The 21,541-nt window shown below is 70.7% G+C and carries 23 protein-coding genes; 22 read left to right on the forward strand and 1 reads right to left on the reverse strand.

Features of this window, described 5'->3' with window-relative positions; all coding sequences use genetic code 11:
- Positions 1-8 precede the first annotated feature (8 nt).
- From thrB to AC1DPN_RS09920, 21 genes are all read left to right on the forward strand, one after another.
- Positions 9-953: a homoserine kinase gene (thrB, locus tag AC1DPN_RS09820; protein WP_477084545.1), complete on the forward strand. Its 945-nt coding sequence runs from the start codon at positions 9-11 to the stop codon at positions 951-953.
- 287 nt (positions 954-1,240) lie between these two features.
- Positions 1,241-3,277, forward strand: coding sequence for a transcription termination factor Rho (rho, locus tag AC1DPN_RS09825; RefSeq protein WP_477084546.1), 2,037 nt, complete (start codon positions 1,241-1,243; stop codon positions 3,275-3,277).
- Positions 3,278-3,403: 126 nt separating this feature from the next.
- Complete coding sequence (locus AC1DPN_RS09830; protein WP_477084547.1) at positions 3,404-4,255, forward strand: polyphosphate kinase 2 family protein; 852 nt, start codon at positions 3,404-3,406, stop codon at positions 4,253-4,255.
- 137 nt (positions 4,256-4,392) lie between these two features.
- Positions 4,393-4,608: a 50S ribosomal protein L31 gene (gene rpmE, locus AC1DPN_RS09835; protein WP_477084548.1), complete on the forward strand. Its 216-nt coding sequence runs from the start codon at positions 4,393-4,395 to the stop codon at positions 4,606-4,608.
- 156 nt (positions 4,609-4,764) lie between these two features.
- Positions 4,765-5,853 (forward strand): peptide chain release factor 1, encoded by a 1,089-nt coding sequence (gene prfA / locus AC1DPN_RS09840; RefSeq protein ID WP_477084549.1) that lies wholly within the window; start codon positions 4,765-4,767, stop codon positions 5,851-5,853.
- On the forward strand, positions 5,850-6,755 hold the full coding sequence (gene prmC / locus AC1DPN_RS09845) for a peptide chain release factor N(5)-glutamine methyltransferase (protein WP_477084550.1): 906 nt from the start codon (positions 5,850-5,852) through the stop codon (positions 6,753-6,755). The genes prfA and prmC overlap by 4 nt, the downstream gene beginning before the upstream one ends.
- Positions 6,752-7,402, forward strand: a complete 651-nt coding sequence (locus tag AC1DPN_RS09850; RefSeq protein WP_477084551.1) for an L-threonylcarbamoyladenylate synthase — start codon at positions 6,752-6,754, stop codon at positions 7,400-7,402. Before prmC ends, AC1DPN_RS09850 begins: the two co-directional genes overlap by 4 nt.
- Positions 7,399-8,514 (forward strand): MraY family glycosyltransferase, encoded by a 1,116-nt coding sequence (locus tag AC1DPN_RS09855; RefSeq protein ID WP_477084552.1) that lies wholly within the window; start codon positions 7,399-7,401, stop codon positions 8,512-8,514. Before AC1DPN_RS09850 ends, AC1DPN_RS09855 begins: the two co-directional genes overlap by 4 nt.
- Positions 8,511-8,996, forward strand: coding sequence for a hypothetical protein (locus AC1DPN_RS09860; RefSeq protein ID WP_477084553.1), 486 nt, complete (start codon positions 8,511-8,513; stop codon positions 8,994-8,996). The genes AC1DPN_RS09855 and AC1DPN_RS09860 overlap by 4 nt, the downstream gene beginning before the upstream one ends.
- Before the next feature lie 239 nt (positions 8,997-9,235).
- On the forward strand, positions 9,236-9,904 hold the full coding sequence (gene atpB, locus AC1DPN_RS09865; RefSeq protein ID WP_477084602.1) for a F0F1 ATP synthase subunit A: 669 nt from the start codon (positions 9,236-9,238) through the stop codon (positions 9,902-9,904).
- A gap of 88 nt (positions 9,905-9,992) precedes the next feature.
- The gene (atpE, locus tag AC1DPN_RS09870) at positions 9,993-10,202 is read left to right on the forward strand and encodes an ATP synthase F0 subunit C (protein ID WP_370504580.1); all 210 of its coding nucleotides are present in this window, start codon (positions 9,993-9,995) and stop codon (positions 10,200-10,202) included.
- Positions 10,202-10,786 (forward strand): F0F1 ATP synthase subunit B, encoded by a 585-nt coding sequence (locus AC1DPN_RS09875; RefSeq protein ID WP_477084603.1) that lies wholly within the window; start codon positions 10,202-10,204, stop codon positions 10,784-10,786. Before atpE ends, AC1DPN_RS09875 begins: the two co-directional genes overlap by 1 nt.
- Positions 10,786-11,598: a F0F1 ATP synthase subunit delta gene (locus tag AC1DPN_RS09880; RefSeq protein WP_477084554.1), complete on the forward strand. Its 813-nt coding sequence runs from the start codon at positions 10,786-10,788 to the stop codon at positions 11,596-11,598. The genes AC1DPN_RS09875 and AC1DPN_RS09880 overlap by 1 nt, the downstream gene beginning before the upstream one ends.
- 81 nt (positions 11,599-11,679) lie before the next feature.
- Positions 11,680-13,308 carry a F0F1 ATP synthase subunit alpha gene (gene atpA, locus AC1DPN_RS09885; RefSeq protein ID WP_477084555.1) on the forward strand — a complete coding sequence of 543 codons (1,629 nt, stop codon included), beginning with the start codon at positions 11,680-11,682 and terminating at the stop codon, positions 13,306-13,308.
- Between the two features lie 2 nt (positions 13,309-13,310).
- The gene (locus AC1DPN_RS09890; protein ID WP_477084556.1) at positions 13,311-14,204 is read left to right on the forward strand and encodes a F0F1 ATP synthase subunit gamma; all 894 of its coding nucleotides are present in this window, start codon (positions 13,311-13,313) and stop codon (positions 14,202-14,204) included.
- 39 nt (positions 14,205-14,243) lie between these two features.
- Entirely contained in the window at positions 14,244-15,731 is a 1,488-nt protein-coding gene (gene atpD, locus AC1DPN_RS09895) for a F0F1 ATP synthase subunit beta (protein WP_477084557.1), read from the forward strand.
- An 81-nt stretch (positions 15,732-15,812) separates the two neighbouring features.
- Positions 15,813-16,103 (forward strand): F0F1 ATP synthase subunit epsilon, encoded by a 291-nt coding sequence (locus AC1DPN_RS09900; protein ID WP_477084558.1) that lies wholly within the window; start codon positions 15,813-15,815, stop codon positions 16,101-16,103.
- 4 nt (positions 16,104-16,107) lie between these two features.
- Positions 16,108-16,524: a DUF2550 family protein gene (locus AC1DPN_RS09905; protein WP_477084559.1), complete on the forward strand. Its 417-nt coding sequence runs from the start codon at positions 16,108-16,110 to the stop codon at positions 16,522-16,524.
- Between the two features lie 14 nt (positions 16,525-16,538).
- Complete coding sequence (gene nucS, locus AC1DPN_RS09910) at positions 16,539-17,234, forward strand: endonuclease NucS (protein ID WP_477084560.1); 696 nt, start codon at positions 16,539-16,541, stop codon at positions 17,232-17,234.
- Positions 17,235-17,338: 104 nt separating this feature from the next.
- Entirely contained in the window at positions 17,339-17,755 is a 417-nt protein-coding gene (locus tag AC1DPN_RS09915; protein WP_477084561.1) for a hypothetical protein, read from the forward strand.
- A gap of 22 nt (positions 17,756-17,777) precedes the next feature.
- Positions 17,778-18,956, forward strand: coding sequence for an N-acetylglucosamine-6-phosphate deacetylase (locus AC1DPN_RS09920; protein WP_477084562.1), 1,179 nt, complete (start codon positions 17,778-17,780; stop codon positions 18,954-18,956).
- On the opposite strand, the gene AC1DPN_RS09925 is transcribed toward AC1DPN_RS09920, so the two are convergent.
- The gene (locus AC1DPN_RS09925; protein WP_477084563.1) at positions 18,951-19,952 is read right to left on the reverse strand and encodes a LacI family DNA-binding transcriptional regulator; all 1,002 of its coding nucleotides are present in this window, start codon (positions 19,950-19,952) and stop codon (positions 18,951-18,953) included. The genes AC1DPN_RS09920 and AC1DPN_RS09925 overlap by 6 nt on opposite strands.
- Before the next feature lie 230 nt (positions 19,953-20,182).
- Here AC1DPN_RS09925 and AC1DPN_RS09930 point away from each other — a divergent pair, with 230 nt between their 5' ends.
- Positions 20,183-21,493, forward strand: coding sequence for an ABC transporter substrate-binding protein (locus tag AC1DPN_RS09930; protein WP_477084564.1), 1,311 nt, complete (start codon positions 20,183-20,185; stop codon positions 21,491-21,493).
- The last annotated feature ends 48 nt before the right edge of the window (positions 21,494-21,541 follow it).

The raw sequence follows: 21,541 nt of genomic DNA on the forward strand, positions 1-21,541 counted from the left end.
CCGGGACGATGCGCCTCGGGGCGGACCACGTCCGCGTCCGCGTGCCGGCCACGAGCGCCAACCTCGGGCCGGGCTTCGACGCGTTCGGCCTCGCGCTGGACCTCGTCGACGAGCTCGACGTGCGTGCGCTCGGCTCGCCCGGCGTCCGTGTCGAGGTCACGGGGGAGGGCGCCGGTCAGGTCCCCGACGACGAGCAGCACCTGGTCGTCAGCTCGCTGCGCGCGGCGCTCGACCACGTCGGCGCACCGCAGACCGGCCTGCACCTCGTCTGCCACAACCGCATCCCGCACGGTCGGGGACTCGGTTCGTCGGCCGCCGCCGTCGTCGCCGGGATCATCGCCGCGCGTGGCCTGATCGCCGAGCCCGAGGCGCTCTCTGACGACGTCGTGATCGATCTCGCGGCAGGCATCGAGGGCCACCCCGACAACGCCGCCCCCGCGGTCCTCGGCGGTGCGACGCTCGCGTGGAAGGACGGTTCCGGCTTCCGGGCGATCGGCCTGGACGTGGACGCGTCGGTCGTCCCGATCGCGATCGTGCCGCCGACGCACCTGTCCACCAAGGCCGCGCGAGGCGTGCTCCCAGCCACCATCCCGCACGCCGACGGGGCGTTCCAGGCGGGTCGCGCGGCGCTGCTGGTCGAGGCGCTGGGCCGCCGGCCCGAGCTGCTGCTCACCGCGACCGAGGACCGGCTGCACCAGGAGTACCGCCGCTCGGTGATGCGCGACTCGCTCGCCCTCATCGATGCGCTGCGGGCGCAGGGGATCGCGGCGGTCGTGTCCGGCGCGGGACCGACGGTCCTGGTGCTCGCGCGCGCCGCAGGTGGCGCAGGTGCCACCACGACCGACGCCGACGAGGCGATCGCGGCGGCGTTCGGGGGCGCGATGGGGGGCTGGCGGATCCTGCGCCTCGCCGTCGACCGCACCGGTGCGACGGTCGTTCCGTCCAGCACGTGAACCGACCGGGTGAAGTACGCGCCGGACGGTCACCCGTCCAGGTGGACGAGCCGAAAGTGATAACATCGATGCGTTCCCCGGACCTCGTCCTCGGTAGCCCGCGTCGTGATTGACCCGGTCCGCCGCAGAAGAAGAGTCGACGACCCGGGAACGATCCAGCCCATCGCGCGCAGACGTCGTCGTACGCAGCGTGTGCGGCTCCACCACCGTCTCGGTCAGCACGACCGGACGTCGGCCGATCCCCGAACCACTCGGGTCCCGGCCACCGACGAGGGGAAGGGTCCTTCGTGACAGACACCATCGAGCCCGCCGTGAGCAGTTCCGGCGGGTCGTCCCGCGGCGCCGCGATCTCGACGCTCCGCCTGCCCGAGCTGCAGGCGATGGCGTCCGAGCTGGGCGTCAAGGGCACCTCCAAGATGCGCAAGGGCGACCTCGTCCAGGCCATCTCGGACGCTCGCGGGGGATCGCGCTCCCAGCCGCTCGAGCCGCGCCGCACTGAGAGCAGCGCCAGCACGGTCGTCGCCGAGCCGCCCGCCAAGGCACCCCGAGCCGCTCGCGCGCCGCGCAACCAGGCGCCGCAGCTGGACCTGGACGTGCCGACGCAGACCGAGCGCGCTCCGCGCGGCGAGACCACGCAGGCGCCGAAGGGTGACGCGCTCGCCGGCCTGGAGGCCGCGCTGGACGCCAAGCTCGCGCCGGTCGACGACCGTGCCGCTCGCGCAGCGGACGCCGTCGGCACCGTGACCGGCGAGCGTCGCTCGCGTCGTTCGGGTCGGGGCGCCGGCGCCCCGCAGGGCGGCGACGAGGCCGTGCAGAACAGCCAGCAGAGCGCCACGCAGCAGGAGCGCCAGCAGAGCAACGGTCAGCAGGACCGTCAGCAGGGCAACCGCCAGCAGGGCGCGAGCCAGCCTGCCGGGAACCAGCAGCAGGACCGCCAGCCGGCCGCGGCTCAGCAGCCCGGCCAGCAGCGTCGTGAGCAGGGCTTCCAGGACGGCGAGGACGGCGAGGAGCGCGGCGGTCGTCGTCGGCGCTCGCGCGACCGCTACCGCGACCGCGACCGGGACCGCAAGGGCCGTGGCACGCGCCGTCCGGGTGCGGGCGAGCTCGCGGGTCTCGACGACATCGAGGTCAGCGACGACGACGTCCTGCTGCCCGTCGCAGGCATCCTCGACCTGATGGACAGCTACGCGTTCGTGCGCACCACGGGCTACCTGCCCAGCGCCAACGACGTGTACGTCTCGCTCAACCAGGTCAAGCGGTACGGCCTGCGCCGTGGTGACGCGGTCACCGGTGCGGTCCGTCAGCCCCGTGAGGGCGAGCAGCCGCCGCAGCAGCCGGGCAACCGTCCGAGCAAGTTCAACGCGCTCGTGCGGCTGGACTCGGTCAACGGTGCCGAGCCGGACGCGTCGAAGAACCGTCCTGAGTTCAACAAGCTCACGCCGCTCTACCCGCAGGAGCGTCTGCGCCTCGAGAGCGAGCAGACCAAGCTGACGCCCCGTGTGATCGACATCGTCGCGCCCATCGGCAAGGGCCAGCGCGGCCTCATCGTCGCGCCGCCCAAGGCGGGCAAGACGATCATCATGCAGCAGATCGCCAACGCGATCACGACCAACAACCCCGAGGTCCACCTCATGGTCGTGCTCGTCGACGAGCGCCCCGAAGAGGTCACGGACATGGAGCGCACGGTCAAGGGCGAGGTCATCGCCTCGACCTTCGACCGCCCCGCGTCCGACCACACGATCGTCGCGGAGCTCGCCATCGAGCGTGCCAAGCGGCTGGTCGAGCTGGGCCAGGACGTCGTGGTGCTCCTCGACTCGCTCACGCGTCTGTCGCGGGCCTACAACCTGGCCGCTCCGGCGTCCGGTCGCATCCTCTCCGGTGGTGTCGACGCCTCGGCGCTCTACCCGCCCAAGCGGTTCTTCGGCGCAGCGCGCAACATCGAGAACGGTGGCTCGCTCACCATCCTCGCGTCGGCGCTCGTCGAGACCGGTTCCAAGATGGACGAGGTCATCTTCGAGGAGTTCAAGGGCACGGGAAACATGGAGCTCCGGCTCTCCCGCAACCTGGCCGACAAGCGCATCTTCCCGGCGGTGGACGTCAACGCGTCCGGCACGCGCCGCGAGGAGATCCTCATGGCGAACGACGAGCTGAAGATCATCTACAAGCTCCGTCGCGTGATGGGCGCCCTCGACCAGACCCAGGCCATCGAGCTGCTCATCGGCAAGCTTCGTGACACCAAGTCGAACGTCGAGTTCCTGCTCCAGGTCCAGAAGACGACCCCGGGCAACACGTTCGCGGACGACAACGCCGGCCGCACCATCTGAGACCGGCTCGGACGACGACCGCGCCCCGTCGGGGTGCGGTCGTCGTCATGTCGGCGTCGGGCGGCGGATCTGTCGACCCGCTAGCGTGCGGCGTGTCCTGTCCGGGCCGTGCGAGGGAGCCGATCGATGAAGAAGTGGACCACACTGCCGGGGGAGGCCCTGCGGGTCGGACCCGGGTTCGATCTGGCGGACTTCGACCCCTCGTCGAGGCCCGGGTGGGACCACGGGCGCACGGCGGGGGAGAAGCGGCTCGCGGCGAACGGCGAGCGGCTGGGGGAGCTGCAGGAGCGCCTGTTCGCGGACGGTCGCACCGGCGGGACCCGGTCGGTGCTGCTGGTCCTGCAAGGCATGGACACCGCGGGCAAGGGCGGGATCGTGCGTCACGTGATCGGCCTGGTCGACCCGCAGGGCGTGCAGCACAGGTCGTTCGGGGTGCCCACGGAGAAGGAGCGCTCGCAGCACTACCTGCAGCGGATCCGCGAGGCGTTGCCGACGCCGGGGCACATCGGGGTGTTCGACCGGTCGCACTACGAGGACGTGCTCGTCGTCCGGGTCAACGAGCTGGTGCCGCGCGACGTGTGGGAGCCGCGCTACGACGAGATCAACGCGTTCGAGAAGGAGATCGTCGACGCGGGCACCACGATCGTCAAGGTCGCGCTGATGGTCTCTCCCGCCGAGCAGAAGGCGCGGCTGCGCGAGCGCCTCGAGCGCCCCGACAAGTACTGGAAGTACAACCCGGGCGACGTCGACGTGCGCGCGCAGTGGCCGCTCTACCAGGAGGCCTACCAGGCGGTCCTCGACCGCACCAGCACCGAGCACGCGCCCTGGTACGTCGTCCCGGCGGACTCCAAGTGGTACGCGCGGATGGCCGTCGGCCGGCTTCTGCGGGACGCGCTCCAGGCCCTGGACCTGGGCTGGCCGCCGGCGGACTTCGACGTCGAGGTCGAGAAAGCCCGCCTGGACGCCCAGCCGACGTGATCGACGTCATCGGCCAAGCTGCGACGGGATGATTTCGGGCCACCTCGCTGTTCTGGCACAATGGTTCGCTGGTCTGCGGTTCACCGGCGCCGTTACGCGCGTCCGGACCCGGAGACACCCACCCAAGGAGAAGTTCTGTGAAGGCTGACATCCACCCCGAGTACGTGGCGACCGTCGTCACCTGTACCTGCGGCAACACGTTCACCACGAAGTCGACGGTGACCAGCGGCAAGATCCACGCCGACGTGTGCAACGCCTGCCACCCGTTCTACACGGGCAAGCAGAAGATCCTGGACACCGGTGGCCGCGTGGCCCGGTTCCAGGCGCGCTACGGCAAGAAGGACGCCAACTAGCAACCCCGCAGCGCCGGTGCCCGGCGCGGACGACTGCCCTCCATGGCAGTGTCCGCGCGGGCGCCGGCGCTGCGTCGTTCTCGGAGCACCCCAGCAAGAGCGCCGAGGACGAGCACGACCGAGCTCACCGCAGCACGACCGACGCCGAGGGATCCCATGAGCGAGGCATTCGCCGCCGCCGAGCCGCTGCTCGCCGAGCACGCGCAGATCGAGGCCCAGCTGGCCGACCCTGCGGTGCACGCGGACGCCGCGAACGCGCGCAAGCTGGGCCGGCGCTACGCGGAGCTGGGACAGGTCGCACAGGCGTACACCGCCTGGAAGGCAGCGAGCGACGACGCCGATGCCGCGCGCGAGCTCGCCGAGGTCGACGAGAGCTTCGCCGCCGAGCTGCCCTCGCTGCAGCGGGCGGCGGACGCGGCGGGCGCGCGTCTGCGCGAGGTCCTGATCCCGCGCGACCCGGACGACGCCCGCGACGTGATCCTCGAGGTGAAGGCGGGGGAGGGCGGCGAGGAGTCGGCCCTCTTCGCGGCCGACCTGCTGCGGATGTACACGCGCTACGCCGAGAAGATGGGCTGGGCGACGCAGCTGCTGGGCGCCACCGACTCCGACCTCGGGGGCTACAAGGACGCGCAGCTGGCCATCAAGAGCCGTGGCACGGTCGCGCCCGAGGACGGCGTCTGGGCGCACCTGAAGTACGAGGGCGGCGTGCACCGCGTGCAGCGCGTGCCGGTCACGGAGTCGCAGGGCCGCATCCACACCTCGGCCGCCGGCGTGCTGGTCTTCCCCGAGGTCGAGGACGAGGCCGAGGTCGAGATCGACGCCAACGACCTGCGCATCGACGTCTACCGCTCGTCGGGCCCCGGTGGGCAGTCCGTCAACACGACCGACTCCGCCGTCCGCATCACGCACCTGCCGACGGGCATCGTCGTGTCGATGCAGAACGAGAAGTCGCAGCTGCAGAACCGTGAGCAGGGCATGCGCGTCCTGCGTGCGCGCATCCTGGCAGCCCGCCAGGAAGAGGCAGCCGCTGCGGCGAGCGAGGCGCGTCGCTCCCAGGTGCGCACGGTCGACCGCTCCGAGCGCATCCGGACGTACAACTTCCCCGAGAACCGCATCGCCGACCACCGCACGGGCTACAAGGCGTACAACCTCGACGCCGTGCTCGGCGGCGACCTGGCGCCCGTGGTGCAGTCCGCGATCGACGCCGACGAGGCCGCGCGGCTCGCAGCGGCAGGCGACGCGTGACGACGAGCACCCCGCGCCGGCCGAGCATCCGCGACCTGGTCGAGGGGGCCACGCGACTCCTCGACGAGGCAGGCGTGCAGTCGCCCCGCCACGACGCCACCGCGCTCGCCGCGCACGTCCTCGGCCTCGAACGCCTCGAGCTCGCCATGGCACCCCCGCTGCCGGACGGCTTCGCGACGACCTACGCGGCGCTGGTCGAGCGTCGCCGCAACCGTGAGCCGCTGCAGCACCTGGTCGGCTCCACGGGGTTTCGCTACCTGACCCTGCTGGTCGAGCCCGGCGTGTTCGTGCCACGGCCCGAGACGGAGGTCGTGGCCCAGGCGGCGATCGACGAGGCGGTCCGGAAGGCGGCCCCGCTCGTCGTCGACCTGTGCTGCGGCGCCGGCGGCATCGCGATCGCGGTGGCCACGGAGGTGCCGACGGCGACCGTGCACGCGGTGGACCTCTCACCGGAGGCGGTCGCGCTGACCAGGCGGAACGCGCTGCACAACGGCGCCTCGAGCCTCCTGGCGGAGGTCGGTGACGTCGCGGACGCGAACCTCCTGCGTGAGCTGGACGGGTCCGTCGACGTCCTCGTCGCCAACCCGCCGTACATCCCCCCGGACGCCGAGCCGGTCGATCCCGAGGTGCGCGACCACGACCCCGACCTGGCCCTGTACGGCGGCGGGCTGGACGGCCTCGAGGTCCCGCGCGCGGTCCTGCGCGCGGCCGCTCGGCTGCTCAAGCCCGGTGGTCTGCTCGTCATGGAGCACGCCGAGGTGCAGGACGCGGCAGCGCGGGCGGATGCCCAGGCGACGGGCGCGTTCGAGCAGATCGAGTCGCGCGACGACCTCACCGGACGTCCGCGGATGCTCGTCGCGCGCCGGAACTCCCGCCCTCTCGTGACAGACTCGGCGCCGTGAACGAGCGCATCACGCCGGCGAGCGACCCCGCGACCTGGGGGCCTGCGATCGACGAGGCGGTCAACGTGGTCTCGCGCGGCGGCCTGGTCGTCCTGCCGACCGACACGGTCTACGGGATCGGTGCCGACGCCTTCACACCGCCCGCGGTGCAGGCGCTCCTGGACGCCAAGGGCCGCGGACGGCACATGCCGCCGCCGGTGCTCATCGGCGACGTGGCCACCCTCGACGGGCTCGCGATCAACGTGCCCGTCGGCGCGCGTGCCCTCGCCGCGCAGTTCTGGCCCGGCGGGTTGACGCTCATCGTGCACGCGCAGCCGTCGCTCGCCTGGGACCTCGGCGAGACGCACGGCACGGTCGCGCTGCGGATGCCGGACCACCCCACCGCGCTCGCGCTGCTCAAGCGCACGGGCCCGCTGGCGGTGTCGAGCGCCAACACCACCGGACAGCCTGCTGCGGTGAGCGCGCAGGGCGCATACGACCAGCTCGGCGACGCCGTCGCGGTGTACCTGGACGCCGGCGACGCCCCGGGGCAGGTCGCGTCGAGCATCGTCGACGCGACGGGGGAGACCTTGCGCCTCGTGCGTGCGGGAGCGATCAGCCTCGAGGAGCTGCGCGAGGTCACGGACGTGGAGGCACCCGCCCCGTGAGGGTCTATCTGCTCCTCCTGTTCATCGCGGCGACCGTCGCCTACCTGACCACCCCGCTGGCCCGCTGGTTCGCGCTGCGCTGGGGCGCGATCACCGCCGTGCGTGAGCGCGACGTGCACGCGATCCCGACGCCGCGTCTCGGTGGCATGGCGATGTTCGCGGGCATCCTGGTCGCGGTCGTGATGGCCAGCAGGTTGCCGTTCCTGGAGAGCGTGTACGCGAACCCGCGCCCGCTGATCGGCATCGTCGGAGGCGCGGGGATCGTCTGCGCGCTGGGCGTCGCGGACGACATCTGGGACCTCGACTGGCTGACCAAGCTCATGGGCCAGGTCCTCGCGGCCGGCTTCCTCGTGTGGCAGGGCGTGCGGCTCTACCAGCTGCCGATCGGCGGCCTGACCGTCGGCTCGTGGGGACTGTGGACCTTCTTGACGGTCCTGACGGTGGTGATCGCGATGAACGCGGTGAACTTCGTCGACGGACTCGACGGCCTGGCTGCGGGCGTGCTGGCGATCGGCGGTTCCGCGTTCTTCATCTACGCCTACCTGCTGACACGCGACGTCAACTCGGGCACCTACGCGAACGCGAGCCTCGCCGCGCTGGTGCTCATCGTGCTGGTGGGCGCGTGCGTCGGCTTCCTGCCGCACAACGTGTACCCGGCACGCATCTTCATGGGGGACTCGGGCGCGATGGTGCTCGGGTTCGTCTTCTCGGCGGCCGCGATCGTCGTGACCGGGCAGACCGAGCAGGTGCTCGAGCGCCAGCAGTTCCCCGCGTTCCTGCCGATCCTGCTGCCGTTCGCCGTCCTGCTCCTGCCGCTGCTCGACATGGGTCTGGCGATCGTGCGCCGGGTCGGCAAGGGCAAGTCGCCGTTCCACCCGGACCGTATGCACCTGCACCACCGCCTGCTCGCGCTGGGCCACTCCCACCGCCGCGCGGTCGCGATCATGTACGTCTGGACGGCGGTCTTCGCCTTCGGCGTCATCGCGCTGTACAAGTGGTCGACGACGACCGTGCTGCTGCTGTTCGGCGCCGCCGTCATCGTCGCCACGATCCTCACGCTCGGCCCACTGCGCGGTCGTGCCACCACACCGCCCCTGGAGCACACGTCGTGACCACGTCCCACCCGACCGCCGCCGACGCCGTGTTCCGTCAGGCGCTGCGCGACATGCTCGTGCTCCTGGGCGTCCTCACCGTCGTCGGCGTCGCCGTGGGCTACCTCGTCGACGGCATGGCCGGTGTCTGGGGTGCACTCATCGGGGTCTTCGTCGCGCTGATCTTCTCCGGCACCACCGTGATCTCCGTGTGGCGCACCTCCAGGTCGAACCCGACGACGATGCTCGCGGTCCTCATGGGGGCGTGGCTCGGCAAGCTCATCGTGGTCATCGTCGTGCTCGCATCGATCCGTCACCTGGACTTCTACAACCCCCAGGTGCTCGCGGTCGTGCTCATGGTCGGGGTGATCGGCTCGGCCATCCTCGACGCCCGCGCGGTGCAGCGCGGACGCATCACGTACTTCGACGAGCAGCCCACCCAGACGGGTGTCCAGGGCCCCTCGGACGCCGCCGGCCAGGGTCGGGACCAACAGACTTCATAGGTTAGGCTTCGACCATCCACGACGGCCCGGCGCCGTGCCTGTGCCCGCACTGATGCGGCCGGCGCGGCGCACACGACCACCAGGAGACCGCCCTGTCCAGCCTTGCGACGATCCTGCCGCTTGCCACGGATGACGGCAGCGGTGGGTTCCACGCCCCTTCGCTGATCGACTTCTTCCCGCCGGCCATCTGGTTCGAGGGCACGCCGTTCGAGATCAACCGGATCATCCTGGTCCGCTTCATCGCCGTCATCGCGTTCCTGGTCATCTTCGTGATCGGCGCCCGTCGCGCCAAGCTCGTGCCGGGGCGCTTCCAGAGCGTGCTCGAGATGGGGCTCGACTTCTGCCGGACGCAGATCGCGTACGAGATCCTCGGTGAGAAGGACGGCAAGAAGTACGTCCCGATGATCACGACGATCTTCTTCGCGGTCTTCTTCTTCAACATCACCGGCGTGATCCCCTTCCTGAACATCGCGGGGACCTCGGTGATCGGCCTGCCGATCATCTTCGCGCTCTGGGTCTACTTCATGTACCTGGCACAGGGCGTCAAGAAGTTCGGCGTCGGCGGCTACCTCAAGCACAGCCTCTTCCCGCCCGGCGTGCCGTGGCCGATCTACCTCCTGCTGACGCCCGTCGAGTTCCTGCAGGTGTTCCTGCTGCGGCCCGCGACGCTCGTCATCCGACTCCTGGCCAACATGATGGCCGGACACCTCCTGCTGGCCCTGTGCTTCGCGGCGACCTCCTTCCTGTTCTTCGAGGCGTCGGCCGGGCTCAAGGCGTTCGGCGCCGTGACCTTCGTCGCCGGGTTCGCGTTCTTCCTGCTCGAGGTCTTCGTCGCGCTGCTCCAGGCGTACGTGTTCTCGATCCTCACCGCCGTCTACCTGCAGATGTCGATCACCGAAGAGCACTGATCGACGCACCCCCAGCGACGGGCTGAACCCGGACCGTCGCCCGCAACGGACGCGCCGAGCGGCGCGCAGATGAAAGGAACCAGATCCAGTGGAAATCACCGGCCTCGCCCTCGTCGGATACGGTCTGGCGGCCATCGGCCCCGGCATCGGCCTCGGCATCCTGTTCGGCAAGACGATCGAGGGCATGGCGCGCCAGCCTGAGATGTCCGGCCAGCTCCGCTCGACGATGTTCATCGGCCTGGCGTTCATCGAGATCCTGGCGCTCCTCGCGATCGCCACGCCCTTCTTCTTGAAGTGATCACCGCGACGCTCGTCGCTGCCGCGCAGAGCGTGGCGGAGACAACAGACACCGAGGAGCTGAACCCGCTCCTGCCCGAGACGTACGACATCATCTGGTCGCTCGTCATCGTCGTGATCCTCTTCCTCGTGTTCCAGAAGTACGCCCTGCCGAAGTTCCAGGCGGTGCTGGACGAGCGCGCGGAGAAGATCGAGGGCGGTCTGCAGCACGCCGAGGCCGCACAGGCCGAGGCAGCGGCGCTGCGTGCCGAGTACGAGCAGCAGCTCGCCGACGCGCGCACCGAGGCGGCCCGCATCAAGGAAGCGGCGCGCGTCGAGGGTGGCGCGATCTCGGCCGAGATCAAGGCGAAGGCGACCGCGGACGCGGCACGCACCGTCGAGACGGCCCAGCGCCAGATCGAGGCGGAGCGCCAGCAGGCGGCCGTCTCCCTGCGTGCTGACGTCGGTGCACTCGCGACCGAGCTGGCATCCAAGATCGTCGGCGAGTCCCTTGAGGACACGGCACGCCAGTCGCGCGTCGTCGACCGGTTCCTCGAGGACCTCGAGGCGTCTACTGCCGCGTCTGCTGCGGCCAAGGAGAACTGATGCGCGGAACGAGTCTCGCTTCGCTCACGGCGGTCCAGGAGCGGTTCGCGCCGGTCCTGACCGCGGCGGGCAAGCAGGCGGCCGACCTCGGTGAGCAGCTGTTCGCCGTCGTGGACGCCCTGGACTCCTCGGGTTCGCTGCGGCGCACCCTGTCCGACCCCGCGATCGAAGCGAACGCCAAGGCCGGTCTGGTCTCGGCGGTCCTGGCCCGCTCCGACGAGCGCGTCGTGACGGCCGTCTCGGGTCTGGCGCGGTCGCGCTGGACGTCCGAGAACGACCTGGGCGACGCGGTCGAGCAGCTGGGGTTCGACGCGGTGCTGGCGTCGGCCGAGGCGGGCAAGCAGCTCGAGCAGGTCGAGGACGAGCTGTTCCGCATCACGCGGTCGCTCGTCGGGCAGCGCGAGGTGCGCTCGGCCTTGTTCGACCCGCGGGGGACGCGGGAGAACCGCGTGCAGCTCGTCGACAACCTGCTCCAGGGCAAGGTGGCCGACGCGACCCTCCAGATCGCCCGCCGCGCGACGGCGTCGCCGCGGGGCAAGCGGTTCGTCGCCACGCTCGGCGACGTGGCCGAGATGGCCGCGCAGCGCCGGAACCGCCTCGTCGCCGCGGTGACCTCCGGCTCGGAGCTGTCGCAGGCACAGATGGACCGACTGGGCTCGATCCTGCAGCAGGCCTACGGGCAGGACGTCCAGCTCAACGTGACCGTGGACCCCGAGATCCTCGGCGGTCTGCGCATCCAGGTGGGGGCGGACGTGGTCGACTCGACCGTGCTCGCACGGCTCGCCGACGCACGACGACGACTTGCCAGCTGAGTATCGGCCCCAGGCCGGCCCATCGAACGACGTGAACGAACGTACGACCGCGCACCGCGTGGTCACGACAGGAGAAGAGCAATGGCTGAGCTGACGATCCGGCCGGACGAGATCCGGGCCGCGCTGGACAGCTTCGTGAAGTCCTACGAGCCGAGCGGCGTGGTGACCGAAGAGGTCGGCCGCGTGACGCTGACGGCCGACGGCATCGCGCAGGTCGAGGGTCTGCCCGGCGCGATGGCGAACGAGCTGCTCCGCTTCGAGGACGGCACGCTCGGCCTCGCTCTGAACCTCGACGTCCGCACCATCGGCGTCGTCGTGCTGGGTGAGTTCACGGGCGTCGAGGAGGGCCAGGAGGTCCGCCGCACGGGCGAGGTCCTCTCGGTCCCCGTCGGCGACGGCTACCTCGGCCGCGTCGTGGACCCGCTGGGCCAGCCGATCGACGGCCTGGGCGAGCTGGAGACGGAGGGTCGCCGCGCGCTCGAGCTGCAGGCCCCCGGCGTCATGGACCGCAAGTCGGTCCACGAGCCCCTCCAGACCGGCCTCAAGGCCATCGACGCGATGATCCCGATCGGCCGTGGCCAGCGTCAGCTGATCATCGGTGACCGCCAGACGGGCAAGACGGCGATCGCGATCGACACGATCATCAACCAGAAGGCCAACTGGGAGACCGGCGACCCGACGAAGCAGGTCCGCTGCATCTACGTCGCCATCGGCCAGAAGGGCTCCACCATCGCCGCCGTCCGCGGCGCCCTGGAGGAGGCCGGCGCCCTGGAGTACACGACGATCGTCGCTGCTCCGGCGTCCGACCCGGCCGGCTTCAAGTACCTGGCGCCCTACACCGGCTCGGCCATCGGCCAGCACTGGATGTACCAGGGCAAGCACGTCCTGATCGTGTTCGACGACCTGTCGAAGCAGGCCGAGGCGTACCGCGCCGTGTCGCTGCTGCTGCGTCGTCCGCCGGGCCGCGAGGCGTACCCCGGTGACGTCTTCTACCTGCACTCCCGCCTGCTGGAGCGTTGTGCCAAGCTCTCCGACGAGCTCGGCGCGGGCTCGATGACGGGTCTGCCGGTCATCGAGACCAAGGCGAACGACGTGTCGGCGTACATCCCGACCAACGTCATCTCGATCACCGACGGCCAGATCTTCCTGCAGTCGGACCTGTTCAACGCCGACCAGCGCCCCGCCGTCGACGTCGGCATCTCGGTGTCCCGCGTCGGTGGTGCCGCACAGGTCAAGGCGATGAAGTCGGTCTCCGGCACGCTGAAGCTCGACCTGGCGCAGTTCCGCTCGCTCGAGGCGTTCGCGATGTTCGCCTCGGACCTCGACGCGGCGTCCCGTGCGCAGCTGACGCGTGGTGCCCGCCTGATGGAGCTGCTCAAGCAGGCGCAGTACTCGCCGTACCCGGTCGAGGACCAGGTCGCGTCCATCTGGGCCGGCACGAAGGGCAAGCTGGACGACGTCCCGCTCGGCGACGTGCGCCGGTTCGAGACCGAGCTGCTCGACCACCTGCGCCGCAACACCGAGGTCCTCTCGACCATCGCGTCCTCGGGCAAGCTCGACGACGACACCGAGAAGGCGCTCGGCGCCGCGATCGACGACTTCCGCAACGGCTTCCTCGTGGGTGACGGCACCACGCTCGTCGGCACGGCCGACGACGGCGAAGGTGTCGAGGTCGAGCAGGAGCAGATCGTCCGGCAGAAGAAGGGCTGACCGTGGCAGGTCAGCAGCGCGTCTACCGGCAGCGGATCCGGTCGACACAGTCGCTGAAGAAGATCTTCCGCGCGATGGAGCTCATCGCTGCCTCGCGCATCGGGAAGGCCCGCGCGCGAGTGACGGCGGCGACGCCGTACTCTCGTGCGCTCACCCGAGCCGTGTCCGCGGTGGCGACGCACTCCAACGTGACGCACCCGCTGCTCACGGAGCGCACCGACACCCAGCGCGTGGCGGTGCTCGTCGTGACGAGCGACCGCGGCATGGCGGGGGCGTACTCGGCGAGCGCGATCCGGGAGGCGGAGCGCCTCATCGGTCGGCTCACCACGGCGGGCAAGGAGCCGGTCGTGTACGCGACCGGTCGCCGGGCCGTGTCGTACTACGCGTTCCGTGGACGCGAGCTGGCCGGTCAGTGGACGGGCAACTCGGACGCTCCGACGGTCGACACGGCCGACGAGATCGCCGACGCCCTGCTCGCGGCATTCCGAGCGCCGGCTGACGAGGGCGGCGTCTCGGAGCTGCACGTCGTGTTCACGCACTTCAAGAACATGGTGACGCAGACCCCGCGCGTGATCCGGCTGCTGCCGCTCGAGATCGTCGATGGCGTCGAGCCGACCGGCGACGACGAGATCGCTCCGCTGTACGAGTTCGAGCCGTCGCCCGAGGACGTCCTGGACGCCCTCCTGCCGCGGTACATCCGCAGCCGCATCTACACCTGCCTGCTGCAGGCCGCGGCGTCCGAGCTCGCTGCTCGTCAACGTGCGATGCACACCGCCACCGAGAACGCGGAGGACCTGGTGCGCATGTACACCCGCCTCGCCAACCAGGCCCGCCAGGCCGAGATCACCCAAGAGATCAGCGAGATCGTGTCGGGCGCCGACGCGCTCGCCGGCTGATCCCACCAGACCCTTCCGAGAATCCAACCGGAGAAGAACATGACTGCCACCACCACCGAAGCTGCCGTCGAGCACGCTGGCGGTCCCGGCGTGGGCCGCGTCGCCCGGGTCATCGGCCCCGTCGTCGACATCGAGTTCCCGTCGGACCAGATCCCCGACATCTACAACGCGCTCAAGGTCACCATCGACCTGTCCGCGCAGGGTGAGGGCGAGGCCGAGGGCGGCGTCGAGATGACGCTCGAGGTCGCACAGCACCTCGGCGACTCGCTCGTCCGCGCGATCGCGCTGAAGCCGACCGACGGCCTGGTCCGCGGCGCGCTCGTGCGCGACACCGGCGAGGCGATCAGCGTGCCCGTCGGTGACATCACCAAGGGCCACGTCTTCAACGTCATCGGCGAGGTGCTGAACCTCAAGGAGGGCGAGAAGTTCGAGGTCACCGAGCGCTGGCCGATCCACCGCACGCCCCCGCCCTTCGACCAGCTCGAGTCGAAGACGCAGATGTTCGAGACCGGCATCAAGGTCATCGACCTGCTGACCCCGTACGTGCTCGGCGGGAAGATCGGCCTCTTCGGCGGCGCCGGCGTCGGCAAGACGGTCCTGATCCAGGAGATGATCCAGCGCGTCGCGCTCAACCACGGTGGTGTGTCGGTGTTCGCCGGTGTCGGCGAGCGCACCCGTGAGGGCAACGACCTCATCGTCGAGATGGAGGAGGCCGGCGTCTTCGACAAGACGGCGCTCGTCTTCGGCCAGATGGACGAGCCGCCGGGCACGCGTCTGCGCGTCGCCCTGTCCGCCCTGACGATGGCGGAGTACTTCCGCGACGTGCAGAAGCAGGACGTGCTGCTCTTCATCGACAACATCTTCCGGTTCACGCAGGCCGGTTCCGAGGTCTCGACGCTGCTCGGCCGCATGCCGTCCGCCGTCGGGTACCAGCCGAACCTCGCCGACGAGATGGGCCTCCTGCAGGAGCGCATCACCTCGACGCGTGGTCACTCGATCACCTCGCTGCAGGCGATCTACGTGCCTGCCGACGACTACACCGACCCGGCCCCGGCCACGACGTTCGCGCACCTGGACGCCACGACCGAGCTGTCGCGTGAGATCGCCTCGCGTGGTCTCTACCCCGCCGTCGACCCGCTGACCTCCACCAGCCGGATCCTCGACCCGCGTTACGTCGGCCAGGCGCACTACGACGCCGCGACCCGCGTGAAGTCGATCCTGCAGCGCAACAAGGAGCTCCAGGACATCATCGCGATCCTCGGTGTCGACGAGCTGTCGGAGGAGGACAAGACGGTCGTGGCCCGTGCCCGCCGCATCCAGCAGTTCCTCTCGCAGAACACGTACATGGCCGAGAAGTTCACGGGCGTCGTCGGTTCGACGGTGCCGCTGAGCGAGACGGTCGAGGCCTTCGGCAAGATCGCCGACGGCGAGTTCGACCACATCGCCGAGCAGGCGTTCTTCAACATCGGTGGCCTCGAGGACCTCGAGCGCAACTGGGCCCGTATCCAGAAGGACTACGGCGTCTGATCCTGCTGGTCCCGCGCGGACGCCGTCTCTGACGGCGTCCGTGCGCATCGTTAGCCGCCACATACTTTCGAAGGAGGGCTCATGGCAGACATCGAGGTCGAGATCGTCGGCGCCGAGGGCAAGCTCTGGTCCGGCACCGCCCGGCAGGTCTCGGCGAAGGCCGGCGAGGGCGAGATCGGCATCCTGGCCGGTCACGAGCCCGTGCTCTCCGTGCTCCAGCCCGGTGAGGTCCGCGTGTTCCCGGTCGGGGGAGGCCAGCCCGAGCGCTGGCAGGTCGAGGGCGGGTTCCTGTCGTTCGACTCCAACCACCTGACGATCGTCGTCGACGACGCCGTGGTCGGCACGCGCCCCGCGGCTCCGACGGGTCACTGACGCAGTGAGCGGGGTGGTCGTCGCGCTGGTGATCGGCGCCGCCCTGCTCGCCCTGGTCACGTTCGCGCTCTGGCTCTCCCGGGTCCACACCCTCGACCGTCGCGTCGGTTCGTTCCACTGCTGGAACAGTCCCAGCGCCGAGGGACCGTGGACGGCAGGGGTCGCACAGTACGGCTCGGCCAAGCTCTACTTCTGGCGCCGCTACTCGCTGGCGCCCCGCCCGCGGATCCGCTGGGACCGCGTCGGGCTGACGGTCGTCGAGCGCCGCTGGCAGGATGCGGACGCAGCGGCCGGCGACCGGCTCATCGTGGCGACCTGCCGGTCCACCGAGGACTTCTACCTCCTGCTGAGCGCCGAGGCCTACACGGGCCTGACGTCCTGGATCGAGGCGACGCCGATGCGCGTCAACTCGGTCACCTGACAGAAACGAGCTCCATGCGCCTCGTCGTCGCGTCCTGCTCGGCGCGCTACAGCGGTCGGCTCAACGCCCACCTGCCCCTCGCCACCCGGCTGCTCGTCGTGAAGGCGGACGGCAGCGTGCTCCTGCACTCCGACGGTGGGTCCTACAAGCCGCTGAACTGGATGAGCCCGCCGTGCACGCTCGCGGTGCTGGAGCCGTCCGACGAGGCTGCTGAGCGCGGTGTCACGCAGGTGTGGACCGTCCAGCACCAGAAGTCGGACGACCGGCTCGAGATCGAGCTGCACGAGGTCCAGAACGACTCCGTGCACGACCTGGGCGTCGACCCGGGGCTGGTCAAGGACGGCGTCGAAGCCCACCTGCAGGAGCTCCTCGCCGCGCAGATCATCCTGCTCGGCACCGGCCACACGCTCGTGCGCCGCGAGTACCCGACCGCGATCGGGCCGGTCGACATCCTGGCCAAGGACCCCGCCGGCGGGACGGTCGCCGTCGAGATCAAGCGCCGCGGCGACATCGACGGCGTCGAGCAGCTGACCCGCTACCTGGAGCTGCTCAACCGTGACCCGCACCTGGCGCCCGTCCGGGGGGTGTTCGCCGCGCAGGAGATCAAGCCGCAGGCGCGCGTGCTCGCCACCGACCGCGGGATCGGCTGCCTCGTCCTGGACTACGACGCCATGAAGGGCGTCGACGACAGCGGCTCGCGGCTCTTCTAGTGCGCAGAGCCGCGCCGACGCACCCCACAGGTCCAGCGGCGAGGCGTGCGACGATTCCCGTCCGCGGCCCGGCGGGGGTCCTGCGGCTGTGCCGGCGATGCCTGGTGATCCTGTTCGTCGTCAACGCGCCTCTGTTCGTGCTCCCGGCCTTCGTCACACCCGACGGGGCCGTCGGGACGACCCTGGTCGTCGCGCCGTTCGTCGTGCTCGTCGCCGCGGTGCCGGTGCTGCTCGTCGGGTACCCGGCGGGCCGGCTGCTCACCGAGCTCCTGAAGGACGAACCGCGCCTGGGCGTCCACGTCCTCGCCTTCGCGCTGGTCGGCGCGGTCCTCAGCGTCGCGATCTGCGCCCTCGTGGGGTGGGCGCCGGGCGGCGGTCTCGGGTGGCTCGTCGCGGCGGCTGAAGGGGCGGTCGGCGCCGGGGGAGCCCGTTGGTGGTCCGGCAGGCCGCCACGCGCGCGCCGGCACCCGTCGGACGAAGAGGTCGAGGACGGGGCGGCGACGCGTGCCGTCACCGAGTGACGCGGTGGGCCAGGATGGACCCGTGAACGAGCCCCTCGTCCTGCGCGGACGCCTGGTGACCCCCCGAGGCATCGTCGACGACGGAGCGGTCGTGGTCGACGATGCGACGATCGTCTGGGTCGGTCCGTCGGACGGGCTGCCTCCCGCGTGGGTGCTTCCAGAGCCGACCGACGACACGCTCCTGCCGGGCCTCGTCGACCTGCACTGCCACGGGGGCGGGGGAGCGAGCTTCCCGGACGCCCTCGACGCCGCAGCGGCCCAGGTCGCCGTCGACGAGCACCGGCGGCACGGGACCACGAGCCTGGTCGCGTCGTTGGTCACGGCTCCGCGAGACGTCCTGCTGGAGCGGACCGCGCTGCTCGCGGACCTTGCCGACGCGGGCGAGATCGTCGGGATCCACCTCGAGGGGCCGTTCCTCTCGGCGGACCGCTGCGGGGCGCAGAACCCGGCAGACATGCAGGTCGGCGACGCGTCGCTCGTGGCGGACCTGCAGTCTGCCGCGCGGGGCCACCTGGTCACGATGACGATCGCCCCCGAGGTGCCCGGCGTGGCCGACGAGGCGCTGCCGGCGCTCGTCGAGGCGGGCGTGATCCCGTCGATCGGCCACACCGACGCGTCCGCGGAGCAGGTCGAGGCGGCCGTCGACCGCGGGTTCGACCTCCTGGCGGCCAGGACGAACCGCCGGCTGACCGCGACGCACCTGTTCAACGGGATGCGGCCTCTGCACCACCGGGATCCCGGACCGGTCGCGGCGAGCCTGGCCGCCGCAGCGCGCGGTGAGCTCGTCGTCGAGCTGGTCGCGGACGGCACGCACCTGGCCGACGCGACCGTGCTGTCGGTCTTCGACCTGCTGGGCGCGGGCTCGATCGCGCTGGTCACGGACGCGATGGCGGCCGCGGGTATGCCCGACGGTTCCTACCAGCTCGGCCCGATGGCGGTCCACGTCGACGGCGGCGTCGCGCGGATAGTCGAGGGCGGTGCCATCGCGGGCGGGACCGCTCACCTGCTGGACGTCGTGCGGACCGTGGTGGCGGCGGGCGTGCCGCTCGAGGACGCCGTCCTGGCCGCGGCGACGGTTCCTGCGGACGTCCTGGGCCGGCGGGACCTCGGCGCTCTGGCCGCCGGCAGGCGCGCGGACGTCGTCGTGACCGACGACGACCTGCGCCCGGTGCGTGTGCTGCGCGCAGGCGCGTGGCTATGAGGCCCGGTCGGTCGTCGCGCGCACGGTGAGCTCGGGGCCGAGCAGGCGGGTCTCCATCTCGTCGCCGTGGTCGAGCAGGCGCATCACCATCTCGACGGCGACGCCGCCGATGCGTGTCGCGGGGATGTCGATCGACGTCAGCTGCTGGGTCTGACCGAGGGCGACGTCCTCGGGGCAGACCGCGACGACCGACATGTCGCGCGGCACGTGGATGCCCCGCTCGCGCAGGCCGGCGAGCACCGCGGGCAGCGCCACCTCGTTGTGCACGACGAGACCGGTCACGTTCGGGAGGCGTTCGAGCACGCGTTCCAGCGCCTCGGCCGCCCCCGCGTGGGACGACTCGCAGGGCTCGAACACGCCGGCGACGCCCAGCCGCTCGGTCTCGGCTCGGAAGCCGGCGACCATGCGCTGGGCGTAGGTCGTGTGGCGGTCCATGACGACGCGTGGTGACCCGATCAGCGCGACCTCGCGATGGCCGAGTCCGACGAGGTGGTCGACGGCCTGCCGGCCGGCTGCCTCGAAGTCGAGGTCGACGCACGACAGCCCGGCGGAGTCGCGGGGCAGGCCGATGAGGACCGCCGGCTGACGCTGGCGGCGCAGGATCGGGAGCCGTGGGTCCTCGGCCTCGACGTCCATCATGATCACGGCGTCGACCATCGAGCCGGCCGCGACCCGTTCGACGCCGGCGTGGTCGTCCTGCGTCAGCAGCAGCACGTCGTGCTCGAAGTCGCGGGCACGGGTGACCACGCCCGTCACGAACTGCATGATCACGCCGACGTTGACGGCGACGCGCAGGGGCGCCATGAGCGCGAGCACGTTGGTCCGCTGCGACGCGAGAGCGCGGGCGCCCGCGTGGGGGCGGTAGCCGAGGTCCTGGACCGCACGCTCGATGCGTTCGCGCGTCGAGGCAGAGATCGGCCTCTTGCCGGAGAGCGCGTAGGAGACCGTGGACACCGAGACTCCGGCCGCGCGTGCGACGTCGTCGATCGTGGTCAACGCGGTGCCCTCCGTCCCTCGTGCTCCGACCAGCCGGGAGAAACCCTAGCGGCCGTGTGCCCAGTTCCGTTGCAGTTGGCGAAGCGCTTCGACGCGCAGGTCACATGATGCCCTGCCAGATCCCGAATGTCTGGCCCTAGACAAGATTAATTCGGCGCGCTACTTTATCGAAGCGCTTCGACGATCGGGTTCCAGACCCGGTCGACATCCACTCGACGAGGAGAACCCGGATGAAGATCAGCACACGGCGTTGGGCGGCCGTCGGAACTGCCGCCCTCCTGGCCCCCATCGCACTGACCGCATGCGGCGGTGGCGGTAGCGGCGACGGCGACTCGGACGCCGACACCCTCACGGTCTGGCACTACGAGTCCGAGGACTCGGCCATGGGCCAGGCGTGGGACAAGGCGATCGAGATCTTCGAGGCCGAGCACCCCGACGTGACGGTCGACGTCGAGCACCAGACCTTCGAGCAGATCCAGAAGAACGCCAAGATCGTGCTCACCGGCGACGACGTGCCGGACGTCATGGAGTACAACAAGGGCAACGCGACGGCCGGGCAGCTCGCCTCGCAGGGCCTGCTCACCTCGCTGACGGACGTGGCGAAGGAGAAGGGCTGGGACAAGACGCTCAGCGGATCGCTCGCCACGACGGCGACGTACAGCGAGGACGGGCTCATGGGCTCGGGCGACTGGTACGGCGTGCCCAACTACGGCGAGTTCGTCGGCGTCTACCTGAACAAGGACCTGTTCGCGCAGTACGGCATCGACGTGCCGACCACGTTCGACGACTTCGAGGCCGCACTCGCCACGTTCAAGGAGAACGGCGTCACGCCGCTCGCCGAGGCCGGCGCCGAGTACCCCCTCGGTCAGCTCTGGTACGAGCTCGTCCTGCACTACGGGGACCGTGCGCTCGTCGACGACTACCAGCTGTTCAAGAACGACCTCGACTGGCACGGCGACGCGATGACCAAGGCCACCGAGAAGCTCGACGAGTGGGTCAAGAAGGGCTACATCGCGTCCGACGCTGCGGGCCTGACGGCCGAGGACATGGGCGTGTCGTTCATCAACGGCACCTACCCGATCATGGTCTCCGGCTCGTGGTGGTTCGGCCGCCTCGCCGAGGAGATCCAGTTCGACTGGGCTCAGACGCTGTTCCCGGAGAACACGCTGCACCCGGGCTCGTCCGGCAACATCTGGGTGGTCCCGACGAACGCGAAGTCCAAGACGCTCGCCGAGGACTTCATCGACATCACGCTGCGCCCCGAGGTGCAGGACGTGCTGGGCGAGAAGGGTGGCCTGCCGGTCGCCGGTGACCCGAGCAAGATCACGGACCCGAAGACGGCCGAGATGACCCAGAACTTCGCGGACATCCTGGCCGACGACGGCCTGGCGTACTACCCCGACTGGCCCGTCGCGGGCTTCTACGACGTGATCGTCAGCCAGCTGCAGTCGCTGGTCAACCAGTCGAAGTCGCCCGACGAGGTCCTCGACGGCCTCAAGGACGCGTACGAGTCCGGCAAGGCCGACCTGCTCGGCTCCTGACCGCCGCGCCCGGGTGGAACAGCACGGTTCCACCCGGGCCGCCGGATC

The organism is Cellulomonas sp. P4_H4, assembly GCF_056400865.1.